General features: G+C 62.5%; 18 protein-coding genes and 1 tRNA gene. 10 read left to right on the top strand and 9 right to left on the bottom strand.

Annotated elements, in window-relative coordinates:
• Positions 1-12: 12 nt before the first annotated feature.
• Genes ACRANW_RS06710 through ACRANW_RS06725 form a run of 4 tightly spaced genes read right to left on the bottom strand, consistent with a single transcriptional unit; the run spans position 13 to position 4,509 of the window.
• On the bottom strand, positions 13-1,128 hold the full coding sequence (locus tag ACRANW_RS06710; RefSeq protein WP_479433754.1) for a mechanosensitive ion channel family protein: 1,116 nt from the start codon (positions 1,126-1,128) through the stop codon (positions 13-15).
• Positions 1,125-2,366, bottom strand: coding sequence for a cystathionine beta-lyase (metC, locus tag ACRANW_RS06715; RefSeq protein WP_479433755.1), 1,242 nt, complete (start codon positions 2,364-2,366; stop codon positions 1,125-1,127). Before metC ends, ACRANW_RS06710 begins: the two co-directional genes overlap by 4 nt.
• The gene (locus ACRANW_RS06720; RefSeq protein ID WP_479433756.1) at positions 2,318-3,175 is read right to left on the bottom strand and encodes a sulfurtransferase; all 858 of its coding nucleotides are present in this window, start codon (positions 3,173-3,175) and stop codon (positions 2,318-2,320) included. The genes metC and ACRANW_RS06720 overlap by 49 nt, the downstream gene beginning before the upstream one ends.
• A 44-nt stretch (positions 3,176-3,219) precedes the next feature.
• Positions 3,220-4,509, bottom strand: a complete 1,290-nt coding sequence (locus ACRANW_RS06725) for a hypothetical protein (RefSeq protein WP_479433757.1) — start codon at positions 4,507-4,509, stop codon at positions 3,220-3,222.
• Between the two features lie 38 nt (positions 4,510-4,547).
• Between ACRANW_RS06725 and queF the strand changes: the two genes are divergently transcribed.
• From queF to ACRANW_RS06750, 5 genes are all read left to right on the top strand, one after another.
• Positions 4,548-5,033 carry a preQ(1) synthase gene (gene queF / locus ACRANW_RS06730; RefSeq protein ID WP_479433758.1) on the top strand — a complete coding sequence of 162 codons (486 nt, stop codon included), beginning with the start codon at positions 4,548-4,550 and terminating at the stop codon, positions 5,031-5,033.
• 504 nt (positions 5,034-5,537) lie between these two features.
• Positions 5,538-10,994: an AMP-binding protein gene (locus ACRANW_RS06735; protein ID WP_479433759.1), complete on the top strand. Its 5,457-nt coding sequence runs from the start codon at positions 5,538-5,540 to the stop codon at positions 10,992-10,994.
• 105 nt (positions 10,995-11,099) lie between these two features.
• Complete coding sequence (locus tag ACRANW_RS06740) at positions 11,100-14,798, top strand: SDR family NAD(P)-dependent oxidoreductase (protein ID WP_479433760.1); 3,699 nt, start codon at positions 11,100-11,102, stop codon at positions 14,796-14,798.
• Positions 14,799-14,814: 16 nt separating this feature from the next.
• Positions 14,815-15,741 (top strand): acetyl-CoA carboxylase carboxyltransferase subunit alpha, encoded by a 927-nt coding sequence (locus ACRANW_RS06745; RefSeq protein ID WP_479433761.1) that lies wholly within the window; start codon positions 14,815-14,817, stop codon positions 15,739-15,741.
• 354 nt (positions 15,742-16,095) lie between these two features.
• Entirely contained in the window at positions 16,096-16,365 is a 270-nt protein-coding gene (locus ACRANW_RS06750; RefSeq protein ID WP_479433762.1) for a GlsB/YeaQ/YmgE family stress response membrane protein, read from the top strand.
• A 328-nt stretch (positions 16,366-16,693) separates the two neighbouring features.
• Here the strand turns inward: ACRANW_RS06750 and ACRANW_RS06755 are convergent, their stop codons facing one another.
• On the bottom strand, positions 16,694-17,230 hold the full coding sequence (locus ACRANW_RS06755; RefSeq protein ID WP_479433763.1) for a sigma-70 family RNA polymerase sigma factor: 537 nt from the start codon (positions 17,228-17,230) through the stop codon (positions 16,694-16,696).
• Complete coding sequence (locus ACRANW_RS06760) at positions 17,231-17,413, bottom strand: NepR family anti-sigma factor (protein ID WP_479433764.1); 183 nt, start codon at positions 17,411-17,413, stop codon at positions 17,231-17,233.
• Positions 17,414-17,587: 174 nt separating this feature from the next.
• Between ACRANW_RS06760 and ACRANW_RS06765 the strand changes: the two genes are divergently transcribed.
• The 5 genes from ACRANW_RS06765 (at position 17,588) to ACRANW_RS06785 (ending at position 21,894) form a co-directional block, all read left to right on the top strand.
• Positions 17,588-18,364: a response regulator gene (locus ACRANW_RS06765; protein WP_479433765.1), complete on the top strand. Its 777-nt coding sequence runs from the start codon at positions 17,588-17,590 to the stop codon at positions 18,362-18,364.
• 142 nt (positions 18,365-18,506) lie between these two features.
• Positions 18,507-20,027 carry a sensor histidine kinase gene (locus ACRANW_RS06770; RefSeq protein WP_479433880.1) on the top strand — a complete coding sequence of 507 codons (1,521 nt, stop codon included), beginning with the start codon at positions 18,507-18,509 and terminating at the stop codon, positions 20,025-20,027.
• Between the two features lie 48 nt (positions 20,028-20,075).
• Positions 20,076-20,486 (top strand): response regulator, encoded by a 411-nt coding sequence (locus tag ACRANW_RS06775; protein WP_479433766.1) that lies wholly within the window; start codon positions 20,076-20,078, stop codon positions 20,484-20,486.
• On the top strand, positions 20,483-21,535 hold the full coding sequence (locus ACRANW_RS06780) for a sensor histidine kinase (protein WP_479433767.1): 1,053 nt from the start codon (positions 20,483-20,485) through the stop codon (positions 21,533-21,535). The genes ACRANW_RS06775 and ACRANW_RS06780 overlap by 4 nt, the downstream gene beginning before the upstream one ends.
• A 92-nt stretch (positions 21,536-21,627) precedes the next feature.
• The gene (locus ACRANW_RS06785; RefSeq protein ID WP_479433768.1) at positions 21,628-21,894 is read left to right on the top strand and encodes a hypothetical protein; all 267 of its coding nucleotides are present in this window, start codon (positions 21,628-21,630) and stop codon (positions 21,892-21,894) included.
• Positions 21,895-22,000: 106 nt separating this feature from the next.
• On the opposite strand, the gene ACRANW_RS06790 is transcribed toward ACRANW_RS06785, so the two are convergent.
• From ACRANW_RS06790 to ACRANW_RS06800, 3 genes are all read right to left on the bottom strand, one after another.
• Positions 22,001-22,076, bottom strand: a tRNA-Thr gene (locus ACRANW_RS06790).
• 70 nt (positions 22,077-22,146) lie between these two features.
• On the bottom strand, positions 22,147-23,031 hold the full coding sequence (locus tag ACRANW_RS06795; protein WP_479433769.1) for a hypothetical protein: 885 nt from the start codon (positions 23,029-23,031) through the stop codon (positions 22,147-22,149).
• Positions 23,028-24,341, bottom strand: coding sequence for a replication-associated recombination protein A (locus ACRANW_RS06800; RefSeq protein ID WP_479433770.1), 1,314 nt, complete (start codon positions 24,339-24,341; stop codon positions 23,028-23,030). The genes ACRANW_RS06795 and ACRANW_RS06800 overlap by 4 nt, the downstream gene beginning before the upstream one ends.
• Between the last annotated feature and the right edge of the window lie 106 nt (positions 24,342-24,447).

Consider the following 24,447-nt stretch of genomic DNA (forward strand, 5'->3'; position numbering starts at 1 on the left):
AGCGAAGCGGAACTATTCGCCTTGGTCTGCCGGTGGGGCTGCACGGCTTTGCAGCGCTGCAATCAGCGCCTGCATCTGGTCATTGTCCCGCAGGTTGATGTCGCGCTGCGGATAGGGAATCTCGATCCCGTGTTCCTTGAACAGGCCCCAAAGGTTCTTTAGAACCGCGCTGCGGATATTGCCCACGCCTTCTTCGGGGTCGTTGATCCAGCAGTGGATGGTGAAATCGACCGAATTGTCGCCAAACCCGCCCCACCACACGGTTGGCGGCGGCGTGGCGAGCACGCGCTTGGCCTTTTCGGCGGCTTGCAGCATCAGCTTTTCTGCCAGCACCATATCGGCGTTGTAACTGATCCCAACCGGCACCTGCACCCGCACATTGCGCGAGGAATAGGACCAGTTTTCGACCTGATTGATCATCAGGTTTTCGTTCGGAATCAGGTATTCACGTTCATCGCGGGTCACGACCGAGATGGCGCGGATGCCGATCTTGCGGATCTGGCCGAAGGTCTGCTGCCCGGTCGGATCGTTGACTGCGATCACATCCCCCGGCTTGATCGACTTGTCCATCAGCAGGATGATGCCGGAGATCAGGTTGCCGAAGGTCTTTTGCAGACCGAAGCCGATGGCAAGGCCAAAGGCGCCGGAAAATACCGCCAGCGCGGTGAGATCGATGCCCAGCAGATCGACGCCAAGAAAGAAGGTCATTAGCCAGATGACGATCTGCGCAATCTTCTCCGCAAGAAGGCGTTGCGTACTATCGATGCCGCTTATTCGTCGCAGCGCGCTGCGCGTCAGTCGCGTGGCAACGATTGCAAAGACCAGCACCATGACGATGGCAACAAGCGCGAACATCACGTCGAAGGCGGAAATGCGCCAATCGCCGACCGCGATGGCCAAGCTGTCAAGCTGGTCCAGAACACTGCCGACCGTCTCGCTGCGCCCAGAAAGATCCTCGCGCACGGTATCCGCGCCGCTGACGATTTCGGTCGGCGCAGGGGAGGGGGGCGCGGGTGGGGAAGCAGACGGTGCGTCGGTCGGGATCGCCGAAGCGTCAGCGTCCGGCGTTTCGATCGCGATCTCGCCTTCGGTCGCGGTGGATTCAGGCGTCGGCGCCGGTATCGTCATGCCGCACGCTCCAGCGCCTGCGCCAGATCGGCGATGAGATCGCCGGTATCCTCAAGCCCAATGGCGAGCCGGATCGCGGGCTTGCCCTGTGTCGGACAGGCCATCAGGCTGCGGTGCACCTTGGGCGTGATCGGCAGAGCCAGGCTTTCAAACCCGCCCCAACTGTAGCCGATCCCGAACAGGTCCAGCGCATCAGCAAGGCGTACGGCCGCGCCCGGATCGTCGCTTGCCAGAACGACAGCGAACAATCCGCATCCGCCGGTGAAATCGCGCGCCCACAACGCGTGGCCGGGGGCAGAGGGCAGCATCGGGCACAGCACCTGAGCCACCTGCGGCCGGCGTTCGAGCCACGCTGCGATGGCGAGGGCCGAGCGAGTCTGCGCCTCCAGCCTGATATTCATGGTGCGCAAGCCTCGCGCCGCCAGCGCCGCATCATCGGGTGAAACCACCTGCCCCAGATCCTGCGCTGTACGGCGCAGCGCGTTGTACCAGCGTTTGCCCGCGCTGGCAGCGCCCATCATCAGATCGGAATGGCCGCCGACATGTTTCGACAGGCTCATCATCACAATGTCGCAGCCATGTTCCAGCGCGGCGAAGCCCAAGGGGCTGGCCCAGGTGTTGTCGATCAGGCTCACCGCGCCATGTTCGCGGGCGATTGCGGCAAGAGCGGGGACATCGCAGACCTCGAAGGTGAGGCTTCCGGGGCTTTCAAGCCAGACGGCTTTCACCGGGTCGGCGAACAGCGCGGCATAGGCGCCCAGGTCACGCGGGTCGAAGAAGGTCGTGGTAACCCCCATTCGCGCCAGCAGCCCGGTCGCCATGCTGCGCGAAGGATCATAGGCGTTGTCGGCCATCAACAGCCGGTCACCGGGTTTCAGCACCGCTAGCAGACACCCAGCAATCGCGGCCACGCCGCTGGGGTAAAGCTGCGTGCCGTGGGCGCCCGGTTCGATCTGGGTCAGCGCTTCTGCCAATGCCCACTGCGTCGGCGCGCCGCGCCTGCCGTAGAAGAACTGTCCGTCGGCATTGTTGTCGCCCGCCGCTTGGCGATCGGCATCTTTTTCGTAAAGATGGGTCGAGGCCCGCCAGACCGGGGGATTGACCACCGGGCCGGTCCATTCCTTGCGCCGTCCACCGCGCACCAGCCGGGTAGCGGGCTTCAGATGCTTGTCATCGCCCCCGCTGCCACTCACGCCTCGGGGCCTTGCTGCTTGGGCGTATCGGGATCGGCGCCCCATTCACTCCAGCTGCCGTCATACAGCGCTGTGTCGTCCTTGCCGATCAGGTGCATCGCAAACATCAGCACACTGGCTGTGACGCCGCTGCCGCAGGTGGTGGCCACGGGCTGGTTGAGGTCGATTCCGGCGGCGGTTAGCGCGGCGCGGATTTCATCGGGAGATTTGTAGGTGCCGTCTGCGTTCAGCACGCCGCCAAAGGGCAGGTTATGCGCGCCCGGAATGCGCCCGTTGGGTCCACCGTGAACTGGGTCGATACCGGTACCGTAAACCCGGTCGGCACCGCGTGCGTCGAGCACTTGTTCACGCGGAGCCGTGATATTGGCCAGCATATCGGCCTTGGTCCGCACCCGCCTAGCCGGCGCGAGCGCCGCAGGAGGGGCAGATATGCTTTGCGCCGCGCCGCCCACAATCGGGAGCCCTTGATCGCGCCACATGCCAAGCCCGCCATCAAGGATGGCAACATGGTCCCAGCCCATCGCGGTCAGCACAAACCAGGCGCGGGCCGCCGTGCGGATCGCGCTGTCATCGTAAAGAACGATTGAATCTTCAGGTGCCACCCCCAGTAGCGCGAGGCGCGCTGCAAGCTGTTCGGGTGTCGGCATGGCATAAGGCGCGGCGGAACCGGCATCGAACAGGTTGGCGAGGCCCAGAAACCGTGCGCCCGGAATATGCCCGGTGGCAAACTCTGCACCAGCATCACGCGCGGCGGCGGGCAGGTGATGCGAGGCATCGAGCACCGCCAGCCCCGGTGCATCCATGTTTTCGGCGAGCCACTGGCACGATACGAGCGCGGAAGGAAGCATGGTCATGCCGGGTGCTTTAGCCTGCGGAATCCCCCGCTGCCAAGGGCGCGCTATGCTGCCGCCGAAAAGGGCGGGATCGCGATGGCTTGTGCCGCCAATCCGACAATGCTGCCGGGCGGCTGATCGAGCAGGATCGGATGAAGGCGACCGGTGCCATTCGCACTCGGCGTGCCGATAACGAAGCTGCGCGTCATGGCGCGCTGCCCCCCATTATCGGCGCCACTTTCCCCGGCACTCTCCAACGTGATGTGGACCAGCGGCACGAACAGCGGGGTTTTGCCTTGGCGCAGCGGTTGGATCGCAGACAGCGGCAATCGCACTTCACCCGTGATGCTGCGCGCTTGATGCAGGCCGACCCGCGTGATCGTCGCCAAGGCCTGGGTCGCGCCGGGGGATGGGGCATTGCCCGTGCGCTCGCTGGCTGTTGCCCGCGCACAGGCGAGGTGAACGGCGAGATTGAGATCGGTGACGGCTCGCTCTGACCGGTTGGCGATGGTGAGGCGGTATTGCAGCGTGAACATCATCACGCTGCGGGTTGCGCCGGTGACGTCCAGCGTGAGGTCGAGCCGGGGCAGGTCGGCGGCGGGCGGCGGGGCGCCGGTTGCAGCAATCGGCGCGGCGAGACGCAACGCCTTGGGCTTGCGCCGCCGCCAGATCAACGCGCCGCCGACCAGCAGCCCCATCGCAGCAAGGCCGCCGGCGGCCCACGGCCACCAGCTCAAGGTGGTGGTTTGGCTAAGTCGGCTGTCAGGCGTTACGGATGCAGGAGCAGGAATGTCCTCAGCAGGGAGAGGCGGCGGAGGCGCATCGCTGGACGGTGCCACTTCAGCCGGTTCGGGCTCGGGCGGCGCGGCTGTATCGTTCGGATTGGGCTCATCGGCGGCAGCGGCGACCGGCGCAGAGGCGGTGGGCGAAGCCGAAGGCAGAGGCCGCAGGATCGGTGTAGCCAGCGGCCTCGGGCGCGCTGAGGGGGTCGGGGCAGGGACCGGCGCCAAAGTCGGTGCCGCCGTCGGGCGCGGCGAAGGGGTCGCCGTGGGCACTGCGCGCGGCGGAATTGCGATCCCAGCGCTTTCATCGGCCGGGCCGGCAGGCGTGGGCGTGGGTGATGGGGTTGCCGGTGGAAGCGTGAAGGTTTCCGGTTGCGCCTGCGCGGCCAAAGTTGCGGCAGGGAGCGAAGCCAGCGCGAGCGGGGCGACCAGAAGGAGAGCGGGCAGGCGGTTCATGGCGCGATAGCGATCTGTAAAGCGGTGGATTGCGGCAAGATAGGTGGCGACGTGCAGGGTGCTGGGTGAACCTGCGCTGTCGCCATAGGGAAGGGCGCGCCCCTGCGTCCAGTTCAACGCTTGCGCAAGGCGACGGATCGGGGCAACAGCGCGGCATGGATACCACACCCGAAAACTCCGCCGTAACGCCAGCCGGCACTCCGCAATTCCTGGGCCGCGACACGCCGCTTCCCGCCTCCCCGCAAGAGGCGGTGCTCGATTACGTGCCCAATCCCCGGGTGGGCCTGACCTATCTGGTGCGCTTTGTCAGCCCGGAGTTCACGTCGCTCTGCCCGGTGACCAGCCAGCCTGATTTTGCCCATCTGGTGATCGATTACGTGCCGGGCGAAACGATTGTCGAAAGCAAGAGCCTCAAGCTGTTTCTCGGGTCGTTCCGGAACCACAACGGCTTTCACGAAGATGTGACAGTGGGTATCGGCGTGCGGTTGTTTGAGGAAATGCGCCCGCAATGGCTGCGCATCGGCGGTTACTGGTATCCGCGCGGTGGGATTCCAATCGACGTATTCTGGCAGAGCAGCGCGCCGCCGGTCGATCTGTGGCTGCCCGATCAGGGCGTGGCCCCCTATCGCGGCCGCGGCTAGGCCGCTCCAGACCCCTCCTAGGTGGGTTTAGCCCCGCTTTCGCTGATGTTTCACGTGAAGCATTCCGGCTCCTTGTCGCGCGGCTGGTCAGAACAGATTTGGGCATTGCATTTTCGGCTCGCACCAGTGGGTGAGCGGAAAGATGCCGTTTGCCTGCGGCGATCTTGGCTTACCAAACGCTGCCTGACCCGCCCTTGCCGCAGGGGAACGGTAATCGGGCGCCGCTAACAATTGCATATTCCATCTGCCAGCAGATAGCAGATTATTGCGCGAAAAGGTGCGGAACCGTTTGGCAAGCGTAGCTTTATCGCTATGAGTGGTCGTCGAGATCGTTAGGATGGCGCGCCAGGGCATGGTCTTGCCCAAGGCGCGCTGCTGTGTAATTTTGATGCATGACCGCCGGGCGTCAGGGATCGCGCGCTTCGAGATTATGCGACGATGGGGGATGGCATCATTTCTGTGAATACTTTGCCTGCGAATGCGCTGCCGGCGCTTACCAATCCTGTGCGCAACCGCGCTGACTGGGACGCCATGCGGTCTGCGGCTGTGGCCGATCCCGGCGCCTTCCACGGCGGAATTGCCGCTCGGAACATGCACTGGTTTGTCAGCGATGTCGGCGCAGCGGGCGCGTGGATCGCCAAGGATGCTGACGGCGGCTGGCACGGATGGGATGCCGCAACGGCGGCCCCCGTCAGCCCCGATCTGCCGGATGATTTCATGCCGTGGCACACCGGATTTGACGGCTCCGATGCCCCCCACTGGCGCTGGTTTGTCGGTGGGCGCACCAATGCCGCTTTCTCCGAGCTCGATCGCCATGTGCTGGCAGGCCACGGCGATGAAGCCGCGCTGGTGTTCGAAGGTGACCGTTGGGACATGTCAGCCCTTGGCGGCAAGGGCGCACCGATCGACTGCTTCACGGTCAGCCGCAAGCGGTTGTTGCTGGAGGTCGCCAAGTGCGCCGTGGCGCTGGATGCTTTGGGCCTGAAGCCGGGCGACCGCATGGCGCTCAACATGCCCAACATCATGCCGCAGATTTACTGGACCGAAGCGGCCAAGCGGATGGGCGTGGTCTATACCGCAGTGTTCGGCGGTTTCTCCGACAAGACCCTGTCTGATCGCATCGCCGATACCGGCGCACGGGTGATCGTGACGTCCGATGGCAGCTACCGCAATGCGCAGGTTGCCGCGTTCAAGAACGCCTACACCGATCCGGCGCTCGACAATTTCGTGTCGGTCACGACCGCGCTGGAAATTCTTGGCGGCTTGGAACTGGAACTGCCGCAGGACGATCAGGACACCATCATCGCGACCGTGCGTGAGGCGCTGGCGGGCGAAATTACGGTGGATCGTTCGGATGTGATGCGCGGCGTGGGCCGGGCGCTGATTACGCTGGGTGCCGAGGGGCGGATCAGCACCGCTGACGCCGCACGGGTGCGGATTGCCATTGCCTCCAGCCTCGTCACGCTGCCACCGCGTGTCGAAGCGGTCATTGTATGTCGCCACACCGCGCAGCCAGACATTATCTGGCGCGAGGAGCGTGATCGCTGGAGCCACGAACTGACCGATGCCGCGCTGGAAGCGGTGCTGGAAAAGGCGCGCACAACCGGATTTGCGGTCGATAGCGCCGCTGATCTTCTAGCGCTGCCCGATGCGGATTTTGTCCGCGCAATCTGGGCTTCTTCCAAGCCGATGCCGGTCGACGCCGACTATCCGATGTTTTTCATCTACACCTCGGGCAGCACTGGAAAGCCCAAGGGCATCGTCCATTCGCATGGTTATGCCGCTGGCGTGGCCGAGACGATGGCAGTGAGTTTCGATGCGCGACCTGGCGACACGCTGTTCGTGGTCGCCGATCCCGGCTGGATCACCGGTCAAAGCTATCTGATCTGCGCGCCTCTGATGACCCGCGTCACGTCACTGGTGGCTGAAGGTTCGCCGGTGTTCCCGCACGCGGGCCGGTTTGCTTCGATGATCGAGCGGCACAATGTCACGATCTTCAAGGCAGGTGTCACCTTCTTGAAAGCGATCATGTCCGATCCGGACAACTTGTCCGAATTGCAACGCTACGACATGGACGGACTGCGCGTCGCCACCTTTTGTGCCGAGCCGGTTAGCCCGAGCGTGCAGGCCTACGGGATGGAGCACGTTACCCCGCGCTACATCAACTCCTACTGGGCGACCGAGCACGGCGGGATCGCCTGGACGCATATGTACGGGAACGCGGATTTCCCGCTGCGGCCCGATGCCCACGCCTATCCGCTGCCGTGGATCATGGGCGACGTTTGGATTGAGGATGCCGATGCAGCGGCGGTGTCCGATGTGCCGTTTGCGCGCAATGCCGATGGCGGCGTGCCGTGGCGCCGGGCGGAGATGGGCGAGAAAGGCGAAATCGTCATCGCCGCGCCCTATCCCTATCTCGCCCGCACGATCTGGGGCGATATTGCGGGCTTCAAGGTCGATGATGGCCGGGTTGATCCCGCATGGCGCGGTGATGCCCAGCGGTGGCAGGACGGTTACTGGCGGCGCTGGAAGGGTGCATGGGCTTACACCCAGGGCGATTTTGCGATCCAGCACGAAGATGGATCGTTCTCGCTCCACGGGCGCAGCGATGATGTGATCAACGTCTCCGGCCATCGCATGGGGACCGAGGAGATTGAAGGCGCGGTGCTGCGGGATAAGGCGCTTGCGCCCGATTCGCCGGTCGGCAATGTGCTGGTGGTTGGCGCACCGCACCGTGAAAAGGGGCTGACCCCGCTCGCCTTCGTCGTGCCGGTTGCCGGGCGCAAGCTGACGATCGAGGATAAGCGCCGGCTGTTCGATCTCGTCCGCACCGAGAAAGGCGCGGTCGCGGTGCCTGCAGACTTCATCGAAGTTTCGCAATTCCCCGAAACCCGCTCGGGCAAGTATATGCGCCGTATGGTGCGCGCGCTGGTGGTGGGCGATGATGTCGGAGACGTCACCACGCTGCGCAACCCGGAAGCGCTGGACGAATTGCGCTCTGTCATCGGCGATTGGCAGCGCAAGCAGCGCCTGTCGGACGAACAGGCGCTGTTTGATCGGCACCGCTATTTCCTCGTGCAATACAACACGGTTGCGCCGGGCAAGCAGGTGGCGACCGTCACCGTCACCAACCCGCCAGTCAACGCGCTGAACGAGCGCGCGATTGACGAGCTGGTGCTGGTCACCGCCACGCTGGCCCGCGATCCGAACGTCGCCGCGGTGGTGTTCACCGGGCAGGGCACGTCGTCCTTCGTCGCGGGGGCGGACATTCGCCAGATGCTTGAGGAAATTCACTCCCGCGAAGAAGCGCTGGTGCTGCCTAACAACGCGCACCTCGCCTTCCGCACGATCGAGCGTATGGGCAAGCCCTGCGTTGCGGCGGTGCAGGGCGTGGCGCTGGGCGGGGGCATGGAGTTCGCGCTCGCCTGCCATTACCGCATTGCCGAGCCGGTGGCGCGGTTCGGTCAGCCCGAAATCCGCCTGCGGTTGCTGCCCGGATACGGCGGCACGCAGCGCCTTCCGCGGCTGCTGATTGACCGGCGCGGGGAAGAAGGCTTGCGCGATGCGATGGACCTGATCCTGGGCGGGCGTAGCATCGATGCCGAAGCCGCCGAAGCCATTGGCTTTGTCGACGAACTGGTGGACGGCGCGGCGGATGCGCTGTCAGCGGCCCATGCGGCGGTGCGCGATTATGTAAAACATGGCGAGGATAGCCCGCTGGGCGCAGCCTTTGCTGAACGGCAGGCAGCAGCGGAACGCTGGGACACGGCGGCGGAGGTTTCGCTCGACGCGGTGATGGCAGACGATTTCCTCCAGCGCATCCTGCGCCAGCTTGACTGGGCCGGGCGCGGGGGCGCGGGCCAGCGGGCGCTGGAAGCGGTGCGCGTCGGCCTTGAGCAGGGGATGACCGCAGGTTTGGCCCGCGAAGCGGCGCTGTTTGCCGATGCGATCGTCGATCCCGAAGGCGGTAAGACCGGCATCCGCCAATTCATGGACAAGGTTGCCCCGCCGCTCCCGGTGCGACGCGATGGCGTGTGGATCGATGCGGAGCACGAGATGCGCGCACAGGCGCTTGAGGAAGCAGGCGATCTTCTGCCCGTGGGCGCGCCCTTCTACCCCGGCGTCACGCCGATCCCGGGCCATCAATATGCGTTCGGAATCGCCCGCGATCCCGACACCGGGCATCCGCGTTTCGGTCCGCCTGCGAGCCACGAAAAGGAGCTGATCGTCAAGGTGCCCGAGCCTGCACCCAACGAGGCGCTGCTCTATATGTTGACCAGCGAGGTCAACTTTAACGACATCTGGGCGCTGACCGGCATTCCGGTTTCCCCGTTCGACAGCCATGAGGAAGACGTGCAGATCACCGGATCGGGCGGGATCGCGCTGGTCGCGGCCCTGGGGTCCGAAACGCGGGCGCAAGGGCGGATCAAGGTCGGCGATCTGGTGACGGTCTATTCCGGCACCAACGATTTGCTCAGCCCGCTGGTTGGCAATGATCCGATGTATGCCGATTTCTCGATCCAGGGCTACGAGACCGAAACTGGTAGCCATGCCCAGTTCCTGACCGTGCAGGCGCCGCAGATGCACAAGGTGCCGCCTGACCTGACTCTGGAGCAGGCAGGGAGCTATGTGCTGAACTTGGGCACCATCGCACGTTGCCTGTTCACCACGCTTCAGATCGCGCCGGGCCGGACGCTGTTCGTCGAAGGTGCGGCGACGGGGACGGGACTGGATGCGTTGCGCTCGTCGGTGCGCACCGGATTGCAGGTGACAGGCCTTGTGTCCTCGGAAGAACGCGCCGGCTTCATCACCGATGTGCAAGGCGCAGTCGGTGCGATCAATCGCAAGGATGCGCGTTTCGCCGGGCTTTACGGCGTGGTGCCGGAAGATAAGGCCGAAGCGCAAAGCTGGGAGGCCGCAGGCGCGCCGCTCGTGGAGGCCTACAAGGCGCTCAATGGCGGCAAGCTGGCCGATTATGTCGTCAGCCATGCAGGCGAAACGGCCTTCCCGCGCTCGTTCCAGCTGCTGGCCGAGGGCGGTACGCTGGCGTTTTACGGTGCCTCGTCCGGCTATCACTTCAGCTTCATGGGCAAGCCGGGAACGGCTACGCCCGAAGAGATGCTGCGGCGTGCCGCCTTGCGCGGCGGTGAAGCGGTGCTGATTTATTATGGGCCGGGCAGCAAGGAATTGCTCGACGAGACGGGTCTGGAAATGATCGAAGCCGCACGCCGGTTCAACGCCCGCTCGGTGATCGCCACCACCACCGATGGCCAGCGCGAGTTCCTGCAATCGCTGGGGCTGGAAGACGCGATCGAAGGGATCGTCAGCCTTGAAGCCATCCGTCGGCGCGAAGGCGCGAATTTCCTGTGGCCCGACACCATGCCGCGTCTGCCTGATGCCAAAGCCGATATCGAGGTCTTCAAGGCGGCGGTGCGCGATTATCAGGACCGGGTGATGAAGCCCTTTGGCTCGGCCGTGGGCAAGATTTTGCGCTCCTCCGACAATCCGCGCGGCAACCCCGATCTGGTGTTCGAACGGGCCGGGCAGGACACGCTGGGAATCTCGACCTCACTGGTAAAACCCTTCACCGGGCGGGTAATCTTTGCTGAGGATTTGGCAGGTTCGCGCTTCACCTTCTACGCTCCGCAGGTCTGGACCCGGCAGCGCAAGATTCTGATGCCGACCGCCAACATTTTCGGCACGCACCTCTGCAATGCCTACGAAGTGGCGCGGATGAACGACATGATCGCAGCCGGGCTGCTTGAAGTGACCGAACCGCAAGTCGTTCCGTGGGATGGATTGCCCGAAGCGCACCAGGCGATGTGGGACAATCGCCACACAGGTTCGACCTATGTGGTCAACCACGCACTGCCGGAAATGGGCCTGCGCAGCCGTGATGGGCTGCTCGAAGCGTGGGCCGCATCGGGCGCGGAGCAAGGTTCTGCCGAACCAGAGGCTTGACGCGTGCAATGCAATAATTGAAACGTTCTGCGCTCTCCTCCCCAGGGTTTGAACAATCAGGCAAGCGAAACTGTGATTCGCTGCAATTTTATGAGGAGCCGAGCTATGGCCAAGTCGAAAGCCGCTACCCCTGCGTCCGCAACGGGCGAGTCCGCAATTGGCCGTCTGGCCGGCAAGATCGCGGTCGTCACTGGTGCGGCGGGGAACCTTGGCGGGCATATCGTCACGCACTACCTTGCAGAAGGTGCAACCGTGGTGATGACGGGCCGCACGCCGGACCGCACGCAGGCCGCCGCTACGGCATTGCTTGAAGCTACCGGAGCTGATCCGGCACGGCTTACCACTGTGGCGCTCGATGGCGGGGACATTGCCTCGGTGCGCGCCGCGATGGCCGAAGTGATCGCGAAGTTCGGCAGGATCGACATCCTCGTCAACAACGCCGGGAGCGCAGGCCCTAAGCAGCCGATTGAAAACCTGCCCCTCTCCGCCGATGAATTGGCCACGCTGCAGAAACAAGGCTCGACCGATAGCGAAACGGTAGGCGACGCGCTGCGCAACATCTTCGGTGTCGCGTGGAACGTTGCGCGGGTCGCGGCAGAGCACATCCCCGAAGGCGGCTCGATCATCAACGTCTCGACCATTTTCAGCCGCACGCCCTATTATGCGCGCGCCGCCTATGTCGTCCCCAAGGCGGCGATGAACGCGTGGAGCCGTGAACTCAGCCTTGAGCTCGGCCCCAAGGGTATCCGCGTCAATCTCGTCTATCCCGGTCCGATTGAGAGCGAGCGCATCCGAAATGTCTTCGCCGCGATGGACTCGGCCCGCGGGGACGAGGCTGGTACCACCGCTACGCAGTTCTTCGACATGATGAGCCTGGAACGGGCGACTGGCGGCAACGACAAGGCCAAGACTTTCCCCACGCCGACCGATATCGCGACGACCTGCGTGTTTCTCGGCAGTGACGAGAGCGCGGCCTACAATGGTCACGACTTCGAAGTGACCCACGGGATGAGCGTGCGCAAGGAACAGCGCTCGACGTACCTTGCGCGCCCAACGATGCGCTCGATGGACGGCACCGGTCTTTCCGTGCTGATCGCAGCAGGCGACAATTTCGATGAGGCGCTGGAAATCGCGCAAGTGCAACTCGCCTGCGGGGCCGAGGTTGTGCTTGGCCTGCCACGCGCCGCCGACGTTGCTATCGCCGAGAAGCGCTGCAAGGCGATGGGTCTTTCGGACAAGCTGGCGATCATCCGCTTCAGTCGGAAAGACCCGGCGGGCATGGAAGAAGCGCTGGAAGATTACACCAAGGCCGGCACGCCCGTCAGCGGCGCGTTGTTCCTGCCCGCCCTCAGCGCGGGCGAGTTGGCAGGTGCCATCACCGAGGCGGATGATAGCGTGGTCGAAGCGCTGATGGATGCCGAACTGGCAGGCAACATGGCGCTGGCCCGGACACTCAGCCGCTACTGGAAGCGCCACGACAATCTGCTGCAGGCCCCGCGCTTCGTCTTTGTCAGCCACGCGAGTGATGGGAAGGGCGATGTCTATGGCCACATCCTGCGCGCAGCGACCGAACAACTGATCCGCATCTGGCGCGACGAGTCCGAGATCGACACCGCCCACGGGCGTCGTCGGCAGGCGGAATGGGGCAACCAGATCGTCCGCTTCACCAATACCGAGGCGGAGAACATCCGTTTCACCGCAGGACACGCTGCGCGCATCCTGCTGAAGGAAAGCAAGCTTGGCGAGATCACGCTCTATGTCCCCGCCAACATCGGTGAAGCCACCGGTGCGCGCAAGGCGATGCCGGGCTTCTCGGAAAACATCACCGGCCTGCATCTGGGCAAGGTCGCGCTGATCACTGGCGGTTCGGCCGGGATCGGCGGGCAGGTTGCAAGGCTGCTCGCGCTGGCGGGCGCGAAAGTGATGATGGTCGCCCGGCGCGAGAGTGAACTCGCTGTCGCCCGTGCGCGGATCGTCAGTGAATTGGAGGATATCGGCTTTGCCGGTGTCGAACGCCGCGTGCAGACCCTCGCCAACGTTGATGTCAGCAATTTCGAAAGCCTCAAGGGTGCGGTCGATGCGACGCTGAAGGCCTTCGGGCGGATCGACTACCTCATCAACAATGCAGGCGTTGCGGGCGCGGAGGACATGGTGGTCGACATGGGAGTCGATGCCTGGAACTACACGCTCGATGCAAATCTGGTGTCGAACTACTTCCTGATGCATCACGTCGCGCCGCTGATGAAGGCACAAGGATCGGGCTATATCCTCAACGTCTCGTCCTATTTCGGCGGCGAGAAATATCTGGCGGTAGCCTATCCCAACCGCGCCGATTACGCGGTGTCCAAGGCTGGCCAGCGTGCAATGGTCGAAAGCATGGCGCGCTATCTTGGACCTGAAGTGCAGTTCAATGCGATTGCTCCCGGCCCGGTCGATGGGGATCGGTTGTCTGGCACCGGCGGCAAGCCCGGCCTGTTCGAACGGCGCGGCAAGTTGATTCTTGAGAACAAGCGGCTGAACGCTGTTCACGCCGCCGCGATCAAGGCAATCCGGCGCGGCGTGCGGGTTGAAGCGGTGCTGGCGCGCTTGGCCCGCAATGACACCGTCAAGATGAGCCACGACACCAACAACCCGCGCGAATTGCGCGACCTGGCGTTGGCGTGCGCGCGCGAGGGCGATGGTGCCTGCACCTGGGATCAGTACCTCTTCACGCCGACCATCGCTGCAGCGCTTGTGTCGCGCCTGCGCCAGGCCGGCCTGTTCCTTGACGCGCCCGAATGGAATGATCGGCCCGCCACGCCCGAGGCCGATGCTGACTGGCTGATGCGCGTGCCGCCCGAAGACGCGCCGTTCCTGCCCGCCGACAAGATCGCGGTGGAAGCGGGCAAGGTCGGTTCAGGCGTTCTGTCCAAACTCTATCTTGGCAAGATGCCGACCGAGCACGACGTTGCGCAGGCGACGGTGTTCTTTCTGGCTGACCGGGCGGTCAGTGGTGAGACCTTCATGCCTTCGGGCGGTCTCTCCGTGGAGCGGTCGACGACCGAGCGCGAGTTGTTCGGCTCGCCAAAGCAGGAACGGCTCGACCAGATGCGCGGACGGACGGTGTGGGTCATCGGCGAACATCTTACCGATTATCTCGCCGAAACGGCACGCGCCTTCATTGAGGACGCGCACGTCGCCAACGTGGTGCTGATCACCCGCACGGCTGAAGGCTTTGCGGCGATCAAGTCGCAGCTTGATTCCGACACTGCTGCCTCGCTCACGTCGCTGGTGAAGACCACCGACATCGAAGCTGCGATGGACGAAGCACTGACCTTGTGGGGCAAGCCGACCACGATCCTGTCAACGCCCTTTGCCGCGCTGCCGGGTAAGCTGTTCGGGCAAGACGATCCACTCACCCCGGACGAATTCCGCACGGTGGTGGCCGATAATCTCACCCACCATTTTCGCGTGTCGCGCCGTGCATCGCTTTATGACGATTGCCAGTTAGTGCTGACATCGCCCGATGTGCCGATGGGTGACAAGTCCCCGGCCTTTGCGCTGGCCAATTTCATCAAGACCACGCTGCACGCTTTCACCGCAACGCTGGCGGTGGAGAACGAGCGTTTGGTGCACGATGTGCCGGTCAACCAGATCAATCTGACCCGCCGAGTTCAATCCGAAGAACCCCGCGACCTTGATGAGCACCTTGAAGAGGTGCGGCGCTTCTCGCGAGCCGTGCTTCTGCTCGGCGCGCCACTGCCTGATGCCGAGGATTCGCGGTACCGTGCGCGGATCTATCGCGGCATGTCGATGACGGTCTGAGGCCGGGGCGGCGTCAGTGATCCAGTATCTGCCCTTCGAAAAGCCAATCGAGGCGCTCGACCGGCATGTGGCGGAGCTTTCCGCCCATGCCGAAGGCACGGAGGAGGCGCGGATGCTGGCGACACGGGCTGATCGCCTGCTGGCTGACACCTATGCGCGCTTGACCCCGTGGCAGCGCACGCTGGTTGCCCGCCATCCGCAGCGACCCCGGTTCGAGCGGCTGGTGGCGGGTCTGTTTACGGATTTCCTGCCGATTGCAGGGGACCGAACCTTTGGCGAGGATCAGGCGATCATCGGCGGCTTCGCCCGCTTCGAAGGACGCAAGATCGTGGTCATCGGCCATGTGAAAGGTGAGGATACGCCGGGCCGATTGCGCCACAATTTCGGGATGGCCCGGCCCGAAGGCTACCGCAAGGCGATCCGCCTGATGGAACTGGCTGACCGCTTCGGCCTACCGGTGATAACGCTGGTCGACACGCCTGGCGCTTTCCCCGGCGTCGATGCCGAAGCGCGCGGGCAGGCGGAGGCGATCGCCCGTTCGACCGAGGCGTGCTTGAGCCTTGGCGTGCCGCTGATCGCGGTCATTATCGGTGAAGGCGGATCGGGCGGCGCAGTCGCCTTGGCAGCGGCGAACCGGGTCCTGATGTTTGAACATGCGGTCTATTCCGTGATTTCGCCGGAAGGTTGTGCGTCGATCCTGTGGCGCAGCGCGTCCCAAGCCGCGACGGCGGCCGAGGCGATGCGGGTGACAGCGGGCGATCTGCTCAAGCTCGGCGTCATCCACCGCATCGTCTATGAACCCACCGGCGGCGCGCACCGCAATCCGAACGAAGCGGTCAAGCGGCTGGCATTGGCATTGCGCGGGGAGTTGGGCGCACTTGAAAACCTTTCCCCGGCACGGCTTAGGCGGGAGCGTGAGGATTTCTTCCTGACCCTTGGCTGATCGCGCAGTCACGTGAAATTGATGGCGGCCCACAGAAAAGCTGTGCGTTTATAACGCTCTAAAAAATTTTCCATCGATGTGAAACATTTGCGTGCGGTTGCTCTTATACTCGACGCATCTGCAACTGACCCGCAGTGCCCCCTCAACTTTGCGCTCACCGAGACGCTCGGTGAGGGCATCTTTATTTTACGTTTGGCCACACGCGCAACGCCCCTGCCGTGGCTTGACAAATTTGCCAAAGCTCAAGGCAAAAGCAGCCGTCAAAAATATGAAGTAAGAAAAAATATCGCAGTTGCGTTTGGAACAATGTTCTCAGGATCAGCTTATCCATCGTACTTACTCAGGAGATGGTAAATGAATCTGATTATTATTATTATCGTCGGTGGCATTCTGGGATGGCTTGCCAGCATTGTTATGAAGACTGATGCGCAGCAAGGCATTTTTCTTAACGTTGTCGTCGGCATTGTTGGTGCTTTGATCGCTGGTTTCTTGGTCACTCCGCTTCTTGGCGGTGCTCCGATCACAAGCGGATCGTTTGATATTATGTCGTTGCTGACCTCATTCGTCGGCGCATTGATCCTGCTTGCAGTGATCAATCTGTTTCGCCGCGGTCGCGTCCGTTAATTCGGCCGACGTTTGGCAAAGCGACCTTTCGGCGCTGCTAAATCTGCAACAAGTGGGTTTGGTGAGGCGCTGAAAGGAAACGCTGATCAGCATCGAAGGCGTGACGCAATACGAGGCACAATTGTGTCACCCTTCCCGATGGGCTCGCTTGAAAAAGCGGGCCCATTTTGTGTTCGGGTGTCGAAGATCGCCGTGCAGGGCAGCGAGACTTACCATACGCGATTTGTTTGGCGCCCACGATGCAAACCATCTAGACTCATGGCAATCAGGTTAGCTGCGCTGCGGGGTGGCAAAGGCCGCCGACGAATGGGCGGCCGTTGCGCTTGTGTCAGGCAGCCGTTTCGGATGGTGAACCGTCGACCAGAGCCTTGACCGCAGCGCGACCGCGGTTGAGGCGGCTCTTCACGGTGCCGATATTGCACCCTGCTACCAATGCCGCGTCTTCATAGCTCATTCCGGCACCTGCGATCAGCAGCAACATTTCGCGCTGCTGTGCGGGGAGTTTGAGCATCGCTCTGTTCACGTCTTCGACGTGAAGCCCAGCTTCCTGTGTGGGTTCCTGTATCAGGATGCGTTCCGCCGCTTCGGGATCCCAGACGGCAAACTGCCCGCGTTTGCGCGCGTTCGAGTAAAAATGGTTGCGCAAGATGCGAAACATCCAAGCGCGAAAATTGCTGCCTTGCTGAAACGTCCGGCGTGAGGCCCAGGCCCGCATCATGGCTTCCTGCACAAGGTCATCGGCATAGGTGCGGTCCCGGCACAACCCGCGCGCAAAGGCGCGAAGAGCCGGAACCAGCTTCACCATGTCCTTCTTGAATTGATCGAGTTCGTCCTCTGTGAGGTCGGGCGCCAATTGCGATTCCATTTATTTATCATCCGCTTTCGGCGTACGCGGTTCCATAGTCAGTTTGGAGACCAGGTCCGCGAAATCTTCGGGAATCTCTTCCGAGGCTAGATCGTCAAAAATCTGACGAAGAGCCGCGTCGACGGGATCAAACGCCATTGGGGGGCTTTTTGCCCCATCCTTCTGGTGCTTGTGATCAGTCATGTCATTTCCTGTTCTGCGCGTGTCCGAAGGTAAAGCTGTAGACCTCGCCACATGCCAGGAGTAGGGCACGACTGCACGGGAGGCACCGCTATAGCGCAAGCTTGCGAGAAATGTTCCAAGGCTCGTGGAACTTTTATTGCCGGCCCCGATTACTTTCGGACTTAGGAGACCCCAATGACATTCCAAGCCGCTGTTGCGCATGAGCTTCCCTTCCTGCGCCGTTACGCTCGTACGCTGACCGGATCGCAGTCCGTTGGCGACGCGGCTGTTCGCGAAACGCTCCAGGCCATGATTGCTGCCCCCGAGGAGTTCAGCGCAGACGCTGATGTTCGTCAGGAGCTTTATCGAATCTTCCACAAAATCTGGACCGATTCGTCCTTGCGCCCGATGGACACGCCCGGCGCGATCGTCGGGTCGTTGCCCCGGCGGCTGCGCAAGGCACTGCTGTTGACCACGATCGAGGGATTCAGCGAGCACGAGGCCGCGTATATTCTCGAAATCGAACAGAACGAAGTGCACGATTTTGTGACGCAGGCGCGTGAGGCCATCCATTCGATGCTTTCGGCCAAGGTCATGATCATCGAAGACGAGGCGATCATCGCGCTGCACCTCAAGTCACTGTTGATGTCGATGGGCAATGACGTGGGCGCCATCGTTCGCACCAAAGACGAAGCTGTTGCGACTGCGTCCGAGCTTCAGCCCGAGTTGATCCTCGCCGATGTCAATCTGGCCGATGGTTCCAGCGGAATTGATGCGGTGGCCGAGATCCTCCAAGACATGACGATCCCGGTGATCTTCATCACCGCGTTCCCCGAAAAGTTGCTGACCGGTGAGCGTGACGAGCCGGCTTACGTCATCAGCAAGCCGTTCAACCCCGACGATGTCGTTGCGACCGTGTGGCAGGCGTTGCTCGTCGCACGCGAAACGGCAGCTATGTCGGAGTGCGCCTGATTGTGAAGAAAGGGCAGCCAATGCAGGTTCGCATCGGCTGCCCTGATCACAGAAACAATGCCTGGTTCGATTGCGTCCTGCGCATGGCAGGCACTGACATGGGCAGTCCTTTTTCCCATCAATCTGACAGAATTGCGTGACAATGACCCCGGCGATTTCCCTGCGTGGCCCGCTGACGTTCGAAAAGGCAGCGCAACTTCTCAAGGCGCTGTCCCTGTCGCGGCCGTGGCTCCCGCTGATCGCCGGCTTGCTGATCGTGCTGGGTGTAGGGATCGTGACCACACAAACGGTGATCCGGTCAGATGATTACAGCAAGCAGGTTCGTGGCTCCCTCATCACGATTGGCACGGCCGATGCCTTGATGCTGTCAATTCTGGAGATGAACAGCGCGCAGCGCGGCTACATCCTCAGCCGGGATCGCGTATTCCTTGATCGCTTCGCTGACGAAAGCCGATTGCTGGCGACCCGGCAGGCAGAGCTTGTCGCACAGCTTTCCGACGATCCACGCGCGACAGAATTAGCCGACCGGCTTGAAACCGAGCTCCGTGCACGAAAGCTGACATTCGTGGATATTGAACGCCGCATTGCGCTGGGCGATGTGGCCGGTGCAGGTGCGATCTCGGTGGCTGGGCGAACCCGGACTGATGATGTCCGGCGCGTGATCGACGCGGTCAAGGATTACGCCAATACCGAATTGCGAAAGCAGCAGGCGGACGCGTCGCGCACCGGGCGCCGCGCGCTGACACTGGTGATTTCCGGACTGCTAAGCGCCGCCTTGCTCATCGTTATCGCGACCATCTTCCTTGCTCGCCGGTCCGCCGATCTCGAACGTGCCAATGCCGAGGTTTCTGCGCTTGCACAAAGCCTGGAGCAACGCGTTTCCGAACGAACCGCAGACCTTGCCGAAGCCAATGAAGAAATCCAGCGCTTTGCTTACATTGTGAGCCATGACCTGCGCAGCCCGTTGGTCAACGTCATGGGCTTCACCGCCGAATTGAAGGATGCGCAGGAAATTGCAGCGTCGTATCTTGCCACGCTCGCGCAGTCCGACCCGTCCACAGTTCCGGCAGACGTTCGTACCGCCGTCAACGAGGATATGCCCGAAGCGATGAATTTCATCCGCGCGGCAACCGGGCGGATGGATCGCCTGATCAAGGCAATCCTTCAGATCTCGCGTGAGGGACGCCGGTCGATGGTGGCCGAAAAAGTCGATCTCAGCGCCATGTTCGGCAATCTGCACGATACGTTGTCGGGCCAGCTCGATACGGTGAACGCCGAAATCACGGTCGCGCCGCTGCCAGTGGTGCACAGCGATCCTCTTGCGCTGGAACAGGTTTTTGGAAATCTGCTCGACAACGCTATCAAGTATCTGAAGCCGGGTGTTCCGGGCCGCATCGTGGTGAGCGGCGAGAAGAAGGGCACCAAGGCCATCATCCAGATCAAGGATAATGGCCGCGGTGTGGCTCCTGTAGATCAGCGACGCATCTTCGAATTGTTCCGTCGCGCCGGACAGCAGGACCAGCCAGGCGAAGGCATCGGCCTGGCGCACGTACAGGCCCTCCTACGGCGGATGGGCGGAAAGATCGAACTTACCAGCACGCTTGGTGAAGGAAGCTGCTTTACGGTGACATTGCCGATATCTATGTCGCCTGCGGCACAATAGGAGAAGGCGGCAATGGCGCCAAAGGAACATCAACAAGTCACGATCCTCATGGTTGAGGACGACTTGGGCCATGCACGGCTGATCGAAAAGAACATCCGCCGCGCAGGTGTGATGAACGAAGTGATCCACGCGATCGATGGAACAACCGCGCTCGCACATCTTGCGCACGGGCAGACGCTCGACCAAAAATCGTTCCTCGTGCTGCTCGATCTCAATTTGCCTGACATGAGCGGGATCACCATCCTCGAGCATCTGAAATCCGATCCCCATCTGCGCCGGTTTCCGGTGATTGTGCTGACGACCACCGACGACGAGCGCGAAATCCAGCGCTGCTATGATCTCGGGGCGAATGTCTACATTACCAAGCCCGTGGATTACGAAGCCTTCACCACCGCAATCCGGCAGTTGGGACTGTTTCTGGCGGTTATGCAGGTACCGGGTGCGGACGATTTTGCGTGACCGATGATCCGGCTCGGCTCCGGCTTCTCTACATCGACGATGACGATGGCTTTGCCCGGTTGCTGAGCCGCAACATGCAGCGGCTGGGTTTCGATGTGGTCCTCGCCAGCGAAGGCGCCAGCGGTCTTGCCAAGCTTGATGATGCGAGTTTCGATATCATCGCGCTTGATCACTATATGCCCGGTATGTCGGGAGAGGAAACGCTGGCCCGGATCGTCAGCATGCCCGAACCGCCGCCGGTGGTGTATGTGACGGCGTCTGATGAATGTCAGGTTGCGGTCACCGCGCTCAAATCGGGTGCGGCCGACTACGTCATCAAGGACATGAGCGAGGGGTTCTTCGAACTGCTGGCTGCGATCCTCAAGCAATCGCTTGAAGCCAACCGGCTGAAACGCGCCGAAGAAGCAGCGCAGGCCGGAGTCGTCATCGCGCGCGAACGGGCCGAAGTGCTCTTGCGTGAGGTCAATCACCGCGTCGCCAACAGCCTGACACTGGTGGTTTCGATGGCCCATTTGCAAGTAGCGGTTTTGCCGGAGGGCGCGGCGCGAGCGGCGATGGAAGATTTTTCCAACCGGGTTTACGCCATCGCGCAGGTGCACAAACGGCTCTACACCTCGCAGGACATCCGGACGGTTCGGCTCGACACCTATCTGGAAGAACTGGTCCGCGATCTGCACCGCAGTATTTCCAGCCAGAAGGCGCTGACACGTATCACCTTTCAATCGCCTCAGATGGCCGTGAGTATTGATCGGGCCATATCGCTCGGCGTGATCCTGTCCGAACTCATCACCAATGCCAGCAAATATGCCTATCCGGGCGATCTGAAGGGCGAGGTGCGTGTCCGAATAATCTGCGACGACGACGGCGCCGCGCGGCTTGAGGTTGAGGACGATGGCGTCGGTCTGGATGATGGCGCCGCCAAGGGCACAGGGCTCGGCACACAGGTGATGGAAGCACTTGCCTCGGGGCTGAACGGAAGGCTCGAACTGGAAGGCTTGGGACACGGGGCGCGCGGCGCGCGAGCCACGTTGCATTTCCGCATGGAATGAATGTTTGGAATGAGCGGACGGGATCGCGTTATCCGGTCCGAAGGAACATTTGCGATCCTTCCCCGGTTAAACCCGGGCAAAGGAGACATGTAATGATCAAGAACGTCCTCGGCGCCGTACTCGGCGCGCAGCTTGCCAAGAAAACATCCACGATTGATAACGGAACGGGCGCCGTGCTTGGTTCGCTTGCACCCATGGTTATCGCGCGGATGAGCCTGCCGACAATGGTCGCGTTCGGTGCCGGCGGTTACCTGCTGAAGCGTTATCGCGACAAGCAGACTGCGCCGCAAACGGGCAGCGCGGTACCGATGCAGTCGACAACCCCCGCGTCCATGACGCCGCCGAAATCGACGATCTGAACGGCCACCGAACACCAACGCGGACGGGACTTACTGTTCCGTCCGTTTTTGTTTGGCGGGTAGGGTCCCCACGATGGGTTCGGACTGCGTTGCTGCAACGCAAATCTGGTGCCGGCTACAAGATTCGAACTCGTGACCCCCTGATTACAAATCAGGTGCTCTACCAACTGAGCTAAGCCGGCCCAATATTTTTCGCCCTAGCTTTATTTGTGGCCGTCCTCAAGGGTCGTAATCACATCGCACCATCAGCCATTAAAGCGCGCCAAACGTCCACCCCTCGGTGCGGGCGATATCGTGCGTGAGGCTTGGCGGGTTCCACAAATCCCGGTTGTCATGCACCCGCCGCAGCCATGCCGCGGTGAGCAGCGCGTCGGAGGAATGGTCATCCATTGCGCCTGTGCCGGCGACCGGTGCCGAACCGATCGTGTCGAGCGCATCGTTCAACGCTTCAAAACTTCTGATTTTCGTGGCCATGCCCGATACTCCCCCCAGTCGTGCCGCCATCGAAGTATAAATTTCGGTGATGACCGAACCTGCGTCAGGCAGCGGATCGATGGGCCAGACAGGCACGCACCCAGCGAGGCGGTGCAACATCCGCATCCCTGTAAGGCTTGATTTGCCGACCTGCGCCGCGCCGACCAGGTTGAAATTGCTCACCGGGCGCACGCCCTGCTGGCGCTGCGCCGCCTCGGCTTTCCGAAACCGGCCCTCTCGCGTCGCTGCGCCGGGAAGCAGAAAGCGGTCACCTTCGTAGCCTTTCCCGTGCCGGAAATAGCGCGAGGCCTGCGCATGGGTGACAAAGCCGCCGGCCTCCAGATGCGGATCAGCGTCGCACAGGGTTTCGATCAGCGCCCACAAGCCGCGCGCATCAGCAGGGCTTTGGTCCCAGCCGGGAAAGAATGCGCCCGCATCGGCAAATGGCAGCGAAATCCCGAGATCGAGGCCCACCAGTGTCGGCACCTCAAGATCGTTGAGAAGGGACAGCACCTCGCATCGCGCCCATCCCTTGGGATCGGGTGGGGGGAGCAATATCGGCGGGCCGCCATCAGCCTGCGCGAGAGCTAGCGCAATACCCTTTTGCCGCGCACCTTTGGCGCCCGACCAATCGACCGCGAGGAAGCGGGCAAAGCGGCTCATGCTCGATCGCTTCGCAATTTGTCCCAGTAATCGAGACGCTTCTTGATCTCGCGTGCGAACCCGCGTTCGACCGGCGCGTAGAAGGTTTGGGGTTCCAGATCCGCCGGCCAGTAATCATCACCGGAAAAGCCCTCGGGCGTGTCATGGTCGTAGGTGTAGCCTTGACCATAGCCCAGATCTTCCATCAACCCGGTCGCGGCGTTGACGATGTTCATCGGTGGCATCAGGCTGCCGGTCTCCTTGGCGGACGTCCATGCGGCCTTTTGCGCTTTGTAGACGGCGTTGGATTTGGGCGCGGTCGCAAGATACAGGCACGCTTGCGCCAGCGCCAATTCGCCTTCGGGAGAGCCGAGAAAGCGATAGGCTTCCATCGCCGCCATGCATTGCGGCAGAGCGTGCGGATCAGCCAGACCGATGTCTTCCACCGCCATGCGCACCAGCCGCCGCGCGAGGAACAGCGGCTCCTCCCCTGCGGTCAGCATCCGTGCGAGGTAGTAAAGCGCCGCCTGCGGATCGCTGCCGCGTACCGCTTTGTGCAGGGCCGAGATCAGGTTGTAATGCCCGTCGCGGTCCTTGTCATACACCGCCACCCGGCGTTGCAGGAAGTGGCCGAGCGCTGCGGGATCGAGCGGATCGGTCAGCTCTGCGGCGTAGAGCGTCTCGGCCTGACCCAGCAAAAACCGCCCGTCGCCATCAGCCTGCGCGATCAGCGCTGTGCGCGCCTCCGGCGTGATGGGCAGGGCGCCTTCGAGGCCTTCTGCCTTCGCCAGCAGGGCGTCCAGCGCTGCCGCGTCCAACCGATTGAGCACCAACACCTGTGCGCGGCTGAGCAGCGCGGCGTTGAGCGCGAAACTGGGGTTCTCGGTGGTCGCGCCGACCAGTGTGACCACGCCGCGTTCGACATAGGGCAGAAACCCGTCCTGCTGCGCGCGGTTGAAGCGGTGGATCTCGTCCACGAACAAGAGCGTCTTGCGCCCCGCACTGGCCATCTTTTCGGCTTCGGCAAAGGCTTTCTTCAGGTCTGCTACGCCGGAAAACACTGCGCTGATTGCCGCAAAGCGCATTCCCACGGCATCGGCCAGCAACCGTGCAATGCTCGTCTTGCCGGTGCCAGGTGGCCCCCACAGGATGATACTGGCGAGCTTGCCCGCCGCCACCATCCGTCCGATCGCGCCTTCGGGTCCGGTGAGGTGTTCCTGCCCGACAACCTCGGCAAGGCTTGCCGGGCGCAACCGATCGGCCAGCGGCGCGTCAGCCGATGGGGCCGCCTGCGGGGGCGGGGTTGCATCTTGTCCGAACAGATCCGTCATTCGTCGGGCGTGATAGGCTTGTCGGCGGAAAAGGAAAGATCGGGGAGGTGCGCCTCTTGCGAAGATAGGTCTAAGATATATCTTGGATGTATCGAAAGACGAAGGA

It is taken from the genome of Erythrobacter sp. 'gip.4 top 5', from assembly GCF_056495765.1.